This is a genomic window from Paenibacillus sp. IHB B 3415 (assembly GCF_000802655.2).
In the GTDB taxonomy this organism is placed as follows: Bacteria; Bacillota; Bacilli; order Paenibacillales; family Paenibacillaceae; genus Paenibacillus_AQ; species Paenibacillus_AQ phytohabitans.
Window position 1 is genome coordinate 1 of sequence record NZ_JUEI01000115.1, and the last position, 14,035, is coordinate 14,035.

The 14,035-nt window shown below is 48.2% G+C and carries 9 protein-coding genes and 1 pseudogene; 8 read left to right on the forward strand and 2 right to left on the reverse strand.

Annotated features, from left to right (window positions below; genetic code table 11):
- Nucleotides 1-253: 253 nt before the first annotated feature.
- From QW71_RS33240 to QW71_RS33255, 5 genes and pseudogenes are all read left to right on the forward strand, one after another.
- Nucleotides 254-526, forward strand: a complete 273-nt coding sequence (locus QW71_RS33240; RefSeq protein WP_039309611.1) for a GyrI-like domain-containing protein — start codon at nt 254-256, stop codon at nt 524-526.
- A 159-nt stretch (nt 527-685) separates the two neighbouring features.
- Entirely contained in the window at nt 686-1,453 is a 768-nt protein-coding gene (locus QW71_RS33245; RefSeq protein ID WP_039309612.1) for a nucleotidyltransferase domain-containing protein, read from the forward strand.
- A 105-nt stretch (nt 1,454-1,558) separates the two neighbouring features.
- Nucleotides 1,559-1,731: pseudogene (locus QW71_RS39435) on the forward strand (cysteine-rich KTR domain-containing protein).
- A 570-nt stretch (nt 1,732-2,301) separates the two neighbouring features.
- The gene (locus QW71_RS33250; protein WP_039309613.1) at nt 2,302-2,727 is read left to right on the forward strand and encodes an RNA polymerase sigma24 factor; all 426 of its coding nucleotides are present in this window, start codon (nt 2,302-2,304) and stop codon (nt 2,725-2,727) included.
- 144 nt (nt 2,728-2,871) lie between these two features.
- The gene (locus QW71_RS33255; protein WP_039309614.1) at nt 2,872-3,555 is read left to right on the forward strand and encodes a hypothetical protein; all 684 of its coding nucleotides are present in this window, start codon (nt 2,872-2,874) and stop codon (nt 3,553-3,555) included.
- Nucleotides 3,556-3,949: 394 nt separating this feature from the next.
- On the opposite strand, the gene QW71_RS33260 is transcribed toward QW71_RS33255, so the two are convergent.
- On the reverse strand, nt 3,950-4,240 hold the full coding sequence (locus tag QW71_RS33260; RefSeq protein WP_083442829.1) for a helix-turn-helix domain-containing protein: 291 nt from the start codon (nt 4,238-4,240) through the stop codon (nt 3,950-3,952).
- Nucleotides 4,241-4,342: 102 nt separating this feature from the next.
- Between QW71_RS33260 and QW71_RS41905 the strand changes: the two genes are divergently transcribed.
- On the forward strand, nt 4,343-4,474 hold the full coding sequence (locus QW71_RS41905) for a hypothetical protein (RefSeq protein ID WP_268794644.1): 132 nt from the start codon (nt 4,343-4,345) through the stop codon (nt 4,472-4,474).
- Nucleotides 4,475-4,646: 172 nt separating this feature from the next.
- On the opposite strand, the gene QW71_RS33265 is transcribed toward QW71_RS41905, so the two are convergent.
- Nucleotides 4,647-4,979 carry a hypothetical protein gene (locus QW71_RS33265; RefSeq protein ID WP_039309616.1) on the reverse strand — a complete coding sequence of 111 codons (333 nt, stop codon included), beginning with the start codon at nt 4,977-4,979 and terminating at the stop codon, nt 4,647-4,649.
- A 397-nt stretch (nt 4,980-5,376) separates the two neighbouring features.
- Here QW71_RS33265 and QW71_RS33270 point away from each other — a divergent pair, with 397 nt between their 5' ends.
- The gene (locus QW71_RS33270) at nt 5,377-6,168 is read left to right on the forward strand and encodes an RHS repeat domain-containing protein (RefSeq protein ID WP_083442830.1); all 792 of its coding nucleotides are present in this window, start codon (nt 5,377-5,379) and stop codon (nt 6,166-6,168) included.
- Between the two features lie 17 nt (nt 6,169-6,185).
- A partial coding sequence (locus tag QW71_RS33275; RefSeq protein WP_039309619.1) for a DUF6531 domain-containing protein occupies nt 6,186-14,035 on the forward strand: 7,850 nt, incomplete at its 3' end.

The window sequence follows — 14,035 nt, forward strand, 5'->3', positions numbered from 1 at the left end:
CACAGTTTTCGTCAACTTCGCGTTATTTCTTATTGTGCTAACGGGAAACGATAGCTCAATAAAACCAAGAAGGCGGCCGATCATTGTGGTCAGCTGCTTTGTTAAGCTAAAGACTAGAATCTTTACAATATATGGTATTATAGAAAAAGCCGATATGCATGGATTGTCCGAAGTAACTTAGTAGTGCACAAAATGTTGCGGAGCCAATTCCTGTCTCATTTATACTTGAATTCGAGAGGGGGAATGAAATGGAGTGGCTAGGCTGTTTGCCTTTAAAGACGAATCTAGCAATACTGACGGGTATACCACTGTGACTATTTCCGAACATACGTGGGCAATCTTTCCTTCTGAACCACATCCGTGGGAACAGTTCGGGGTTACGATCGAATCACTATACAAGCGCTTTTACAGCGAATGGCTACCGACGGCCGGTTATGAGCAGGTAGGCGGGATAGAATTTGAAATGAACGGCTCAAAAGACGGGTTAAACTACATTGAACTTTGGTTCGCGGTTCGTAAAGTGTGATAATACAAAGAAAACAGCGGATCAATGTGATCGGCTGCTTTTGTTAGCTAACGGGCAGGGTAGTTGAATGATTTCGCGAATAACTTAAGTCATGACGAATTTACGAAGTTCGCAAAAAGACGTTAGCCGAAAGAAGTTCTTAGTTTAGGAGGAGTCTATATGATATTAGAAAAAGTTATAAATAGAATTGTAATACAAAGTGAATATAAGGATTTTGTTGATAAGTATATAGATAATATACTTACCGAATTTAAAGGTAAGATTCATAGCATTTATATGTGTGGCTCGATTCCAAAAGGAACTGCTAAACCTTTTAAGTCAGATGCAGACTTTACTATTGTTTGTCTAAATCCCAAAGATATTGATTACGAAAGATTGTCAAATATTAAAGACAGGCTTTTGGAAGAATATCCAGTAGTAACTAAGATTGATACGATAATTTGCTCGATTGACGATGTATTAAGTAAACCAAATGAGTGGGGTTTTTGGGTAAAGATAATTTGTGTTTGCATATATGGTCATGACGTTGGTGAAAAAGTACCACCGATAATTATTTCTCCAGAGTTCATTTTAGACTTAAATACAGAGACCAAGGAGGAAGTAGATCATATACATAGTTTACTTTCTAATGCTAGTGATAACACAATGAAAACTAGATATATTAAAGGTTACTCTAAGAGATTAATTCGTGCATTATACTCTTTGGTTTTAGAAGATACAGGTGTATGGCAAGATGACATTTTTAAGATGAAGAATGCCATATTAAACTATTGTGAGATTGACTCCGCTTTAGTTGATTATCTGTATGCTTGTTACTTGGATAGTAATGTACTTGTTGAAGAGTTTCTGGGAATTGCAGATGAAGTATATAGCTATTTTGAGAACGCCTTAAATGCAATGGCTGCTTCCAGAACTTCCTTCGGCTAACACCATATTGACGCTCCGGGTTACTCTGAGAAGCATCAAAAGTTAGCCAAAGGATATATAAACCCGTCCACGTAAGTATTTTTTAATATTATGAGGGAAGATGTTATGGGAAAAATAAGTTGGATATTATGCCCTATTTGCAGAACAAAACACGGTTGAAAGTTCGTGAGGATACAATACTTGAAAACTTCCCGTTGTTCTGTCCAAAATGCAAACAGGAAACCCTAATCAATGTACAACAACTAAATATATCAGTTATTAAAGAGCTGGACGCTTAGACGCAGAGCCGATAATTTGTGAGAACTTCACAATTATCGGCTCTCTCTTTTTTTGAAACCACCTGTACAACATGATTTCTGATAATTACAGAGTAAGTATTAAGTGTTTGTTATCGCGTCAGTTTTACATCGGTTTTGAAATCAAAAATTCAAAACTACCATTCTTTAGCAAGACATTAAGTGGGCGTGATAACCTCTCCCTTATTAACTGCGACGGCTTTGAGATAGGGGGAACCCTAAGTTGCCTTTGAATGACCGTGAGGGTTCCTCACTTTACTGTGACGACTGGATATAGCAGAAGTTTTTCATCTATATGATTTCAAAAAAAATCAAAAATTATGGCCCACCAGTGCGGCCATTTTTTGTTCGACACCTTTCGGGGGTTTCCCTAGAAGGTGTTTTTTTTATACCCTTTTTTGACTATTTTCGAGCTTTGTTAACATGTTTTTTCGGACAAGCCTGCTCACTTCGGGCCAACTTGGCCCGAAGTGTTACCTCTTCCCCGCTGTCGCTCCCCGCCGCCTCCATTCGATTTCTTCTCCCCCAAAAAATCGAACGGAGGAACACTATATGGCAACAATCAATCTGCGGGATTACTACCCATTTTGCAATCACGACATTTTCCTTGATATTCCTGATGAAGTCGCAACAGTCCTGCTGGAAGCCGAACGGCAGGAAGAAGCGTATCGGCGGCGCATGTACCTTCACAAGGCGCAGTATCCTCTTGACCGAAACGATGGATTCGAGCATGATATTTGTTTCGTTTCCCTATCCCCTTCCGAAGTGTATGAACGCAAAATAACAGCCCAACAGTTGCATGCCGCTATCAGCGCTTTGCCGGACAAACAAGGCAAACGAATTTATGCGCATTACGTACTTGGCATTAGTAAATCCGAAATTGCACGGGCCGAGAGAGTTTTGGAAAAAAATATCCGCAAGTCCGTCAGCCAGGGCCTTCGGAACTTGGAAATTTTTTTGAGAAACTTTTCTGAATGAGGGTCGGTTTTGCCTTGAAAATGTCACGGTTATTGGAAGGAGATTTTTCTTCCGCTAGTGCTCTTTGAAAACTGCATACGGATGACCCGAATACGTTTTGGAATCTGCATGCTGAACGGTGGCGGACAGAAGAGGTTCCAATCGGTGGCGATTAGCGCGGATGATGATGAAACGACTAAATTTATCGAGGAGATCAAGCGCTATTGGCGGAATGAAGTGCGACTACGGAAAGTAGATCGAGAAACAGAGGGGAATGAAGTTTCTTCTTTGCTTATAGAAATAGCCGATGAGGAAGTCCATGAGCCAATCGATGGTAAGGATGAACCGGACGGACCGACACCGATAAGTGTGGCTTCATTAGCGGAGTGGACGGATCTGGAGGAAGAGGAGGTACCATCTATAAACGAGAGTGTGTACGATCATGTCATTCGCTTGGCGCGTGAACATAACGGTGTATCCGGAAGGCTGCTGCAGCATGCGCTGAACGTTGATTATGTGACGGCAGTTACCTATGTGGAACAACTAAGTAAAGAAGGAAGGGTAGCAGCAGAGTATGATCCGGAGACGGGGTTGAAGCCTTGGCTGGCAGATACCAAAGAGAGTGATGAAGAATTACTGCTTCGGGTTCAGCGGATGATTTGTGAGACGAGATCCACCCGTTCCACGATTCATCAAGCCCTTGGGATTCGCAAGGAAAAGGTGCTGCAGCTGATGAGCCAATTGGTGAAGCCAGATTTTTTATACCCTCCGACAAGCACCAAAGGAGGATATACGCTGGCTTGGGATGAGGATCAGATTCAACGCTTTCTATTCAATGAAGAGGAATAAGCTCTGTTAAATAGATTTCTAGTTCCCGTTTCTGGTTCCCACCAGAAAAGCCGAAAACTCGCGTGGTTATGGGCTTTTTTGTTTATGAGGAATAGACAAATCAGCCGGGAACTAGAACGGGAACTAGAAAATCCAGTCTAACTTTAATCAAAAAAGGGAGTGAGTGTCTATGTTAAAGAAAAGGTGCTGGAGCAATAAAAAAAGGCAGGATTGCTTATACCATTTATTGCAGCTTAATGACGGGTCTGACTACGAAGCCGGCAACCTAGTCTGATACTAAGCAGCCCCGCTATTCAGAAAGATGCGGAACAGAAGCGGGTACTGTTCACGACCTGGATAGGTGCAAAATATGAAGTTAGCCTATCCCTGCTCTCAGGAGAAGCTGGCATAGTTGTTAAGCTATATGATGGACCGCCGGATTCCCTGTGCATGTCCGTTTATTGGCAGGGAGTCGAACAGGCGCTCCTGGAGAATGATTCATTTGAAGGCCTGAAAGCCCTCCGGTTTCATACGCCCCAATGTAACCTTTTACAGTTTTCGCACTTCGGTTGATGGTATGGGCAATTTCCTCCACTTCTGCTCCTTGTAGATACAAATACAGTGTCTGGTATCGTTCGTACATCCGACGTTTTTTGGCTTGTTTCATCGCGGTTTGGATCTCTTGAAAGGATGCTGTATGGTCCATTACATTCCCCTACCTGTCCTTACCATAGTTTTCTAATCTTTAGTTCAACTTATATAGATGACTTATTTGCTATTAATTCTATATTTATAACAGGAGAGATTTATGAGTAACACATTTAAAGTCCTGGAGTGCGATGCAGATTTCCTGACGGCAGCCCTGGTACAATCCAAGATATCTGTCTGGTACCGGGAAGACCCGACCCTATCGGCTATCTTATGGGTTATGGGGGAATAATGGAGGGATGCACAACGGAATCAATTAAGTTAGCAGGTTCCTATTTCGTACGTGAGCGGTTTGAATTCAGAGCATACATAAAATAACCCGCCGGGCTTTTGCTTTTGCCTGACGGGTTGTTTTTCTGTGGCTTTCATGTAATGCCATATATTTTTTTCACGATAGCAGTTAGCTATCCAATAAAGACAACTGCGTCTTTACGTTGAAATGCAATGGGTAATTTCTTTTCAAGAAGTTTGGCCCTTGTGTAGATATGTTGTTTAATAACTTCATCTTTTACATTTTGATCTACCCAAGTCTTCAATTGTTTTATTTCGCTAAGGATGTCAGGTAAATCAATTTCCTGTACATCGATTCCTGGAGTAATATATTGCAGTCTTTCTAATTTCAAGGCTTCAATTCCGGGCATCCAATATTTATAGAAAAAATCTTCGGTAGCAATTGGAATGTAAAATCGTTCTTCTAAGTCACCTTGGGCATTAACGATGAATGCACAAACTGTCATACTTAATTACCTCCAAAAGTTGCACTAAATTTAAAGTCAGGAAATTCTTCACTGAGTTGATTACAAACATTTTCTGTTGCTTGTCTCAAGTCAGGCGTGTTCCAATCTAACCTGAAAACAAATTCTCGGAAATTTCTGATAGATTCAAGATGTCAAATCAAATAAAGCCTGCAGAATGAACTAGTTTTATAGATCGATAGTCCCATCTTATGGATTTATTATATTTTATTTCTTTATTTTAAATGATAATACACTTGAGGGTATGGAAAATTTATCAGATTTCGGTGAATAAAGGAAAGTGGCTGGAAGGGGGGATTTGAAACCTGTAGAAAATACAAAGGACGGAAAGGCTGAAATTCGCGCGCTATTTCGAAATAAACCGACAGGGGTGGAAACAATGAGACCAAAGTATATAAAGTTCCTGTTAACAACACTGACCGTTATTTTTTTATCAAGCTTGGTTACTATATCTGCATCAGCAGTCCAATATGATTATGACGATTTGAACCGCTTAACAGCGGCTGGAGAGGATAACGGAGCAACTACGCAGTATCAATACGATGCGGGCGGAAATTTGCTAAGTGTCACTACGGTTCCAAATGTTTCCAATCCGGAAGTGGCTCGTTCTTTACCTGATGGGCTTGCGGGAGATTCAGTAATGGATGGCTGGATACCGTATTTCACCGGAGGTGTCAGTGCACAGTATAGTGTGATACGCAGTGCTGCTGCGAATAACGGAAAAGCCTCCGTTCAAGACAACATCTATGGGGCTGCCCCCGCACCAGCGGTGACTGTAGACGTATACGGAAATTCGCCTGCACCGGCTTATCCGGTACAGGTCATTACAGCCAACTCGGGCATAGCCGGCGGAGCAAATGTATATAAGGATGTCACAATAAGCTCCAGCGAGACCTATTCCATCTCGGGCGAGGTTTCCGCAGAGCAGCTGCAGCATGCAGCGGTCCAGGTCATTGTCAACTATTACGATGCAAGGAACCACTTAATCGGGTATGAGAATGCTATCAATGTTCTGGAAACGTCTGATTGGAGCGAATTTAGCAAACTGCTGCAGATACCGGATACAGCGGTTAAGGCCAGAGTGCATCTCCAAATACTGATTCTGGAAGCGGAAGGTTCGGGAATCGCCAATTTCGCAGATCTTTCCCTTGAACCTTATCGGTTGCCATAATGGGAGGCGCCATGCAGATGAACCGAAAGCGTCTATTGCAGAGTGCCGTTGCTATCGTCGTTATACTCTCCATTGTTTTTATGATCAAGCCCCAGTCAACCCAGGCGGCAGAGACGACTTCCTACCCAATATCCCCGGGCGAATCCGCCCTTGTTACCTCAGCTTATACAGCATCTACTACGATTTATGTGAAGGGCTCATCCTTTGATTATGTGAAATATAACAGTAATGGAGAAGTCGCAAATGTAGGACAGGAAGAGACCTCCGATACTTATACAGCTACATTGGGACAGCGCGTGATTGTCACTAATACTTCATCGGGTGTTGTAACCCTGGAGACCAAAACCCGTGCCTTGAATATGAGCTATACCTCAACACCCGCGTTAATCAAAAAATGGCTCGCCCCGGGGCAAAGCCTGACCGCTTATAATCTGAGTGCTGCCACTGAATCCATCAGCGTAGGCGGAGAAAACGATTATGCGGATTATGATGCGGCTGGCGCATTGCTGTCCTATGCAGTTGGCGACTCCGGCGGCAACATGACGATTCCTGACGGAGAACGTTCAGCGGTAACGAATAGGGATACCGTAGGCTATGAGGTTTTTGGCGCCTACGAAATTTTCCAGCTATATGACCGGGCAACCCCCGCAGCGTTCCACTGGATGTTGCAGCCAGGCGAAACCTTGCAGGCGGTCAGTCATGCTGCCAAGAGTTTCACGCTGCATCTGGACTACAAATATTATCAATATGCGCTTTACGGTAACGATGGGGAGCTTGATTCCTATGGCTATTCATCTTCGACTTTGCGGACAATTTCGCCTCTGGAGAAATTCATTATTACCAATCAGGACGATGAAGCAATGGAAGTCAATGGACCCTATGATGGATTCAATGTGACCTCAAGGGCACTTCCCGCTTTATACACAGGCACATTGCAAAATGGCGAAAGTCTGAAGATTCGGAACATAAGCGACAAAGCGTATACGCTGGATTTTGACGGTTCTTATGATTTTGCCGAATATAACACCACAGGTGAAGTTGTCAACTACGGTAAGGGAACGGTAACGGGAACGAATTCCATTGCAGCCGGGGGATATATTGTTGTAACTAAGTCCGGCACAGGGATCGTGGAGGTCGGAGGTCCTTACGATGGGTTTCAGTTTACAGCCAGCGCTTATCCGGCACTCTATACCCGGAGCGTTCTGCCGGGCCAGAGTCTGGAAGCCGCCAATCGGACGGCAGGGTTAGCCAAGATCGAGTTCACCGGAACCTATGATTATGCGATGTACGATGAACCGGGAGGCATTAAAAGTTATTTTGCCAACCGCACACTCGGAGGACACAGCATACCTGATGCGCAGCGGATTGCTTTTACCAATGTGGGTGCCACTACCGGAGAGCTTTATGCTCCATATGACGCATTCCTCTTCTCAAACCGTGTTTCTCCAGTGACTTTCCAAGAGAATCTGGCACCGGGAAAGAGCGTGGACGCCGACAATATTACTGCGTACAGCTTCTCGATTGCTGCTAGTGGCCAGAATCACTATGTGGTCTATGATACGGGCAATAAAGTCAGCGAGTTCGGCCGTCCCACGCAGGCGGAGAGCTACAGTATCAGTGATACGGAGTCACTGGTGCTTACCAACAGTGGACTGACGAATATAACGGTATCCGGACCGTATGACGCTTTTGTGTACAGCGGACGTACGAATCCGGCTCTGAGCAAGACATATCTTCCATACGGAAGCAGTCTGCGCCTTGCGAGTCTCAGTCCTGCTGCCTTCGGTCTGGATCTGGAGGGAAGCCATGATCAGGCCAGTTATATGGCGAATGGGGATTTGCGTTCCTTTGACCATAAAAGAGTGCTTAGCAGTCTATCCTTGTTCAGCGGAGAACGGATTACGATTACCGGCTCGGGAAGCACGCCCCTCCAGGTAATTACACCTTTTGATGTGACAAGGGTTGAGATTAGCGCTACGCCCGCCCTTGCCCTTCGAGCCCTGGCACCGGCGCAAAGTGTGGAGTTCACCAATACTTCCACACAGACTAAGAACATTGAGATGACCGGAACCCATGATTTGATGGAGTACACTATCTCCGGTGCCCCAAATGTCTACACTCAAGAACGCACCCTTTCTTATAAAAGCCTTAGCGCGGCTGAGCGCGTCGCTGTCGAGAACAGTGATGCCGGGGCCATCGATGTTTATGGCGCTTATGAATTGTTCTCCGTGGCAGACCGGGTGAATCCGGTAACATTCAAACGGGCCCTGTCATCCGGGCAAAGTCTTGATATCACTAATATGTCAGGCAAGCTGTTCTCCATCTATGCGGACAGTCTCTACGATTATGCCCAGTATGATGGAACCGGAGATGCTGTGGACGCTGACCGTGAATACGGCCTTCATTCCAAAAGCGTACCGGCCGTCAGCCGGCTCTCACTTACGGCTGCAGGTGCTTCGGTCACCGTAAAAGGTCCCTATGATGTATTTACGGTTAAAGCGCGATCGAATCCGGCATTGTTTGAACTTGCGCTGTCGCCTTGGCAGAGCATGGAGGCTGTATATACAGGTGCTTCAGAAGGCGATGTTCATATGACGGGAGATTATGATTATTCTCTCAAGAACGCTGACGGCACTTTGAGTGCGTACGCAAGAAATCAGAGCCTTAGCCGCAAGGAGCCTGTAGAGGCCGGTCAAGAAATCGCTGTTGAAAACAGTGATGAGACCGGAATTGTGGTCTTTGGGGCCTATGATGTATTTCAGGCTTCATCACGTGCCAACCCGGTTACCTTCCACCGCTCACTGGCTCCCGGTGAGAGCATGGAAGCCGTGAATCATACGTCGAAGCTGTTTTATCTTTACCCGACCGGGCTTCATGATTCTGTTCAATTTGACAGTACCGGAGAAGTTGCTTCAATTGACCGGGCCAATGTCTCGGGAACGAAATCAATCACTGCCGGCTCCCGCATTGCAATCACTAACAGCGATGCGGCCTCTATTCTGGTCGAAGGTGCATATGACGTGTATTCCGTGACGAGCCGCAGTAATCCCGCTTTATTCATAGCTGATCTCCAGCCGGGGTCAAGCATAGAAGCGGTTTACACCGGTATAACGGATGCTGATGTCAAACTGACTGGAGCTTATGATTTTGCACTCTACGAGGGCTCCGGGACACTTGAACAGTATGGGCATCATTATACATCTGTTCTGACCCAGAAGATTGAGGCAGGTAAGGTGATCGCTGTCCAGAACAGCGACGAAGCTGCCATTGAGGTATACGGTGCATACGATGTGTTCCGGACTCAACCACGCGTTAATCCGGTTACCTTCACCCGTACCCTGACTTCCGGCGAGAGTATCGGGATTCGTGCCAGCACATCCAAGCAGCTGTCCCTTTATTTCGACGGCCTCTTCGATTATGCAAGGTACAGCGGCGACGGTGGGGTAAGCTCCTATAACACCTGGTACACCGCAGTGTCCTTGTCGCTTCAAGGGGATGACAGAATGGATGTTTCTCCTTCCGAGGCACAGACAGTCACTGTATCGGGTTCCTATGACGGCTATACTCTGACCGGGCGGAATGCGCGTGCGGTGACGGTACGGACACTGCAGGCTGGAGAGAGCTTCTCGGTGCGGAACATTACGCCGGATTCGTTCAATCTCAAAATTGACGGAGTCTACGACTATCAGATTTATGATTTGTCAGGGAACATGGACAGCTTCGGCAATGACAGCTCCCTGGCGAGCCGGACCCTGGGCTCTACCAAGCGGATAGTCATCACCGGAACTGAAGCAGGAGCGGTAACACTGGCCGTGCCGACCGACGCCGTTCGTATCACAGATGGCGATTCTGAATTCCTGAGAGCACTTGAATTTGGAGAGACTCTGGAGGCTGTTAACACCACAAACTCAGCCGCCGGTCTCATTGTTAGCGGTAAATATGACCTGGCTATCTATAATGCTTCCGGCAATCCCTACAGCTTCGCCAGAGAGACAACGAACGCCGCCCTTTCCATTCCGGCTGGATACCGGGCAGTTCTTACCAGCCGGCAAACCGCTGGTACGGTAGTGAACGGCAGTCAAACAGCCTTCCGGGTTACGGAACAGAGCAACCCTGCCCTGAATGTTGTGAAGCCCGGACAGTATAATACGGTGCAGATTAAAAATGTCAGCAGCGGCACCTGGAGTATATCGGCTGATGGCCGGACGGACTGGGTGTCCTACAATGGAAGCGGTGCGGTACTGGATTACGCACTGAAGTCAGAAGCCAGCAGTTTTGCATTGCCGCCATCAGGACGTGTAATTGTTACGCAGCCCTCCCTTGACGGTCTTGCATTATGGGGACCATATGATGCTGTGGAGACGCAGATTCTGGATCATCCGGCCCTGGAACAGCGAGAATTGGGGCAAGGAATGGTGTTGTCCGCTCTAAACCTGACTGCCTCCAGCCAGTCTGTGAAGGTAGCGGGGGCATTCAGTTATCGCATCGGCGAAGGTACTGAGGGAGCCGGACAAAGCCCGCTCGCCGTCCCTGCCGGAGCAGCGGCGCTGATCCGCAATACGGATACAGAAGATTATCAGGTCTTTGCTCCGTATGGAACTTTCGAGCTGGTGGATTATGGAACCGGGACGGGACCGATATCAGGCAGCGGGGCCGCAGAGCAGATCGCCAAGCTGGACCCTGCGGATTATGACCCGCAATCCCTCGTCTCCGATCCGGTGGATACGGGTTCCGGTGCGCAGATCATAAACCGGACGCTGCTCACCGCACACGGAGCGGTACCTGTTCCGTTCCAGGCACAGTATCACTCGCTGTTAACCGGTGAAGGAGCGCTGGGCAGCGGCTGGAGCCATAACTTCGCCATTCGTCTTGAAGCTGACAGTAGCGGTAATACCGTGAAGGTGTACTGGAACGACTTCCGTAATAACACATTCGTTCGTGGAACAAGCGGTGCGTTCACCTCACCAGACGAAGCAGCCATGCTTGACAGCTTGACTGAAGGTACGGATGGCACCTATGTTCTGCAGCGCAATGACGGGTCCGTATACCGCTTTGCGGAGACTGGGCAGTTGACTTCCTTGGCTGACCGGACCGGTGTCCGGATAGAATTGGCATACTCGCCAGCCGGGCAGTTGGTCTCAGTCATTGATCCGCTTACCGGAGCAGGCCTTACACTTGGCTACAATGCCGCAGGCCATGTCTCTACCGTCACCGATCAGGCGGATAGACAGATATCCATAGCCTACGATACGGACGGAAGAGTAAGTGAACTCACCGATGCTATGGGAAGAACCACACAATACGCATATGACAGTGCGGGACGAATTGTATCTGCGACAAGCGAAGGTGTCCGGTTATTTGAGAATGAGTTCGATAGTGTAGGCAGAATAGTGGCGCAGCAGGACGCTATAGCCGGCGGCAGCCCGACCGAGTTCGCCTATGCGGAAGCAGCGGGCCAGCTAGTAACTACCGTTACTGACCGCAATGGACATGTTCAGAAGCGGACACATGATGCGAAATACCGGCTTCTGGGCGTTGAAGATGAGCTTGGACATGCCACAACGTACACCTACGACGATAACGGTAACCGGGCAAGTGTCACGAATACACTGAACCAGACAGCTGCGTTCACCTACGATGACCGCAGCAATCTGCTTAGTGCAGCGGATCATACCGGGAATACCCTTCAAATGTCGTACGATGCACAGAACAATCTGCTGACCGCAACCGGACCGGACGGCAGCACGGTGGTTAACACGTATGACGGCAGCAACCGCCTCCTGAGCGTGACCGATCCCGAGAGCGGGACGACATCCTATACGTATGATGATAATGGGCTGCTCCTTACGGCAGCCGATCCGCTTAGCGGCACCACTCAGTATACGTATACCGGCAACCGGTTAACGGGTATGCAGAACGCGGAAGGTGAGACGATTGCCTTCGGATACGACAGTGCCGGCAGGCTGGTGAGTCAGACTGACGGGGCAGGCAATGTCACGCAAATGGCCTATAACGCGGACGATCAGCTAGTGACTGAGACCAATGCGCTTGGCCATACGGGCTCCTATACGTATGATAACCAAGGCTTCCTGGCCACGGAAAGTGATGCTCTTGGCAATATCACAAGCTATGTGTATGATGGCAATGGCAATATTACAGAAGTTACCAATGCGCTGGATGAGACGCTGACAATTGTCTACGACGGTGAAGGCCGGATGGACAGTCTGACCGATTCCCTGAGTCATGCCGTCAACTATACCTATGATGCTACAGGCAATCTGCTTACCGAGACTAATGCGGCAGGCGAATCAGTAAGGTATGTCTATGATGAACTGAACCGGATGACAGAAGCGTATGATGCGGAGAACATCAGGATTTATACAGCGGGCTATGATTCCGCAGGCAATCTGGTGACACTGACCGATGCTCTTGACCATACTTTAACGAATGTCTATGACGCGTTGAACCGGATTACAGAGAGTACGGACTCGCTGCAGCGGACAACCCGGTATGTGTATGACGAGCTGAGCCGGCTGACTGCGGTGACAGATCCGCTGCAAGGACAAGCCAGCCGCAGCTTCGATGCGCTGAGTCGAATTACCGGAGTGACCGATCCCAACAGAAATACCACCGGATATACCTATGACCTTGTCGGCCGTCTGACTGGTGAAACAGACGCCTCCGGCGGAAGCCATACCTATCAATACAATCTGCTGGGTCAGCTTGCCCAGGAGACGAACGGGCGCAATCAGCAGACGGCCTACACCTATGACGCCGCCAGCCGCCTGGACCAGTTCACAGATCCGGCTGGAAGTGTATCGTATTCGTATGATGCCAATGGCAATGTGACCGCGGTCAGTGAAGGCGGCAAGACATTGACCCGGACATTTGATGCTTTGGACCGGGTGGAGCAGTACACGGACGAGGATGGCAACCTGATTCAGTATACGTATGATGCAGACGGCAATCTGAGCGTTCTGACATATCCGGACGGCAAGAAGGTCACGTATACGTATGATGCTGCCGGACGGATGAAGACTGTTACGGATTGGGATAACCGGACAACAACCTACGGGTACGATACCAATGGACAGCTTGAGTCCACGCAAAGACCGAACGGAACGGTGGAATCCCGCACCTACGATGCCAATGGACAACTGACAAGCCTGTCCGACAAGCGGGCTGATGGCAGTATCCTGTATGAAGCAGGCTACCTCTATGATGCAGCAGGCAATGTGGTGACAGAGACAGTTAACGGTACACAGACCGTAACCTCCAGCGTGTATGGTGCCGAACCGCTGATTGATATCAATGGACCGGGGCTGTCACCGGCTGCGGAGCTGTTCACCGTAGCGGATGCTGCCATGACGTACAAGGCGGACAACCGGCTGGACAGCTACAATGGCAGTGCCGTAAACTATGACGCTGACGGCAATATGACATTTGGACCGCTGCAGGGCAGTATGCAGACGTACACATACGATGCCCGCAACCGCCTGACTGAAGCGGGTGGGGTAAGCTATGGCTACAATAGTGAGAACGCACGAACCTCCGTAACGGTGAACGGGCTGACGACCAAGTATGTCGTGAACCCGCACGCAGCACTGTCACAGGTGCTGATGGAACAGGACAGCCAGGGGCAAGGGAAAGCCTGGTACGTCTACGGACTGGGCTTAATCAGCCGGGAGGATGCGGCGGGAAATGTTCAGAGCTATCACTACGACCGTCGTGGCAGCACGATGGCACTGACCGATGAGACAGGCCAGGTGACCGATTCCTATACGTATGGGAATTACGGAGAAGCGCTGGATCATCAGGGTCGGGCGGAGCAGCCGTTCCGGTATAATGGGCGCGACGGCGTCATGAC

Coding starts and splice junctions, on each gene's coding strand:
- QW71_RS33250 (WP_039309613.1), top strand. CDS start 2,302: ATGGCAACAATCAATCTGCGGGATTACTACCCATTTTGCAATCACGAC.
- QW71_RS41905 (WP_268794644.1), top strand. CDS start 4,343: ATGAGTAACACATTTAAAGTCCTGGAGTGCGATGCAGATTTCCTGACG.
- QW71_RS33270 (WP_083442830.1), top strand. CDS start 5,377: ATGAGACCAAAGTATATAAAGTTCCTGTTAACAACACTGACCGTTATT.
- QW71_RS33260 (WP_083442829.1), bottom strand. CDS start 4,240: ATGGACCATACAGCATCCTTTCAAGAGATCCAAACCGCGATGAAACAA.
- QW71_RS33245 (WP_039309612.1), top strand. CDS start 686: ATGATATTAGAAAAAGTTATAAATAGAATTGTAATACAAAGTGAATAT.
- QW71_RS33265 (WP_039309616.1), bottom strand. CDS start 4,979: ATGACAGTTTGTGCATTCATCGTTAATGCCCAAGGTGACTTAGAAGAA.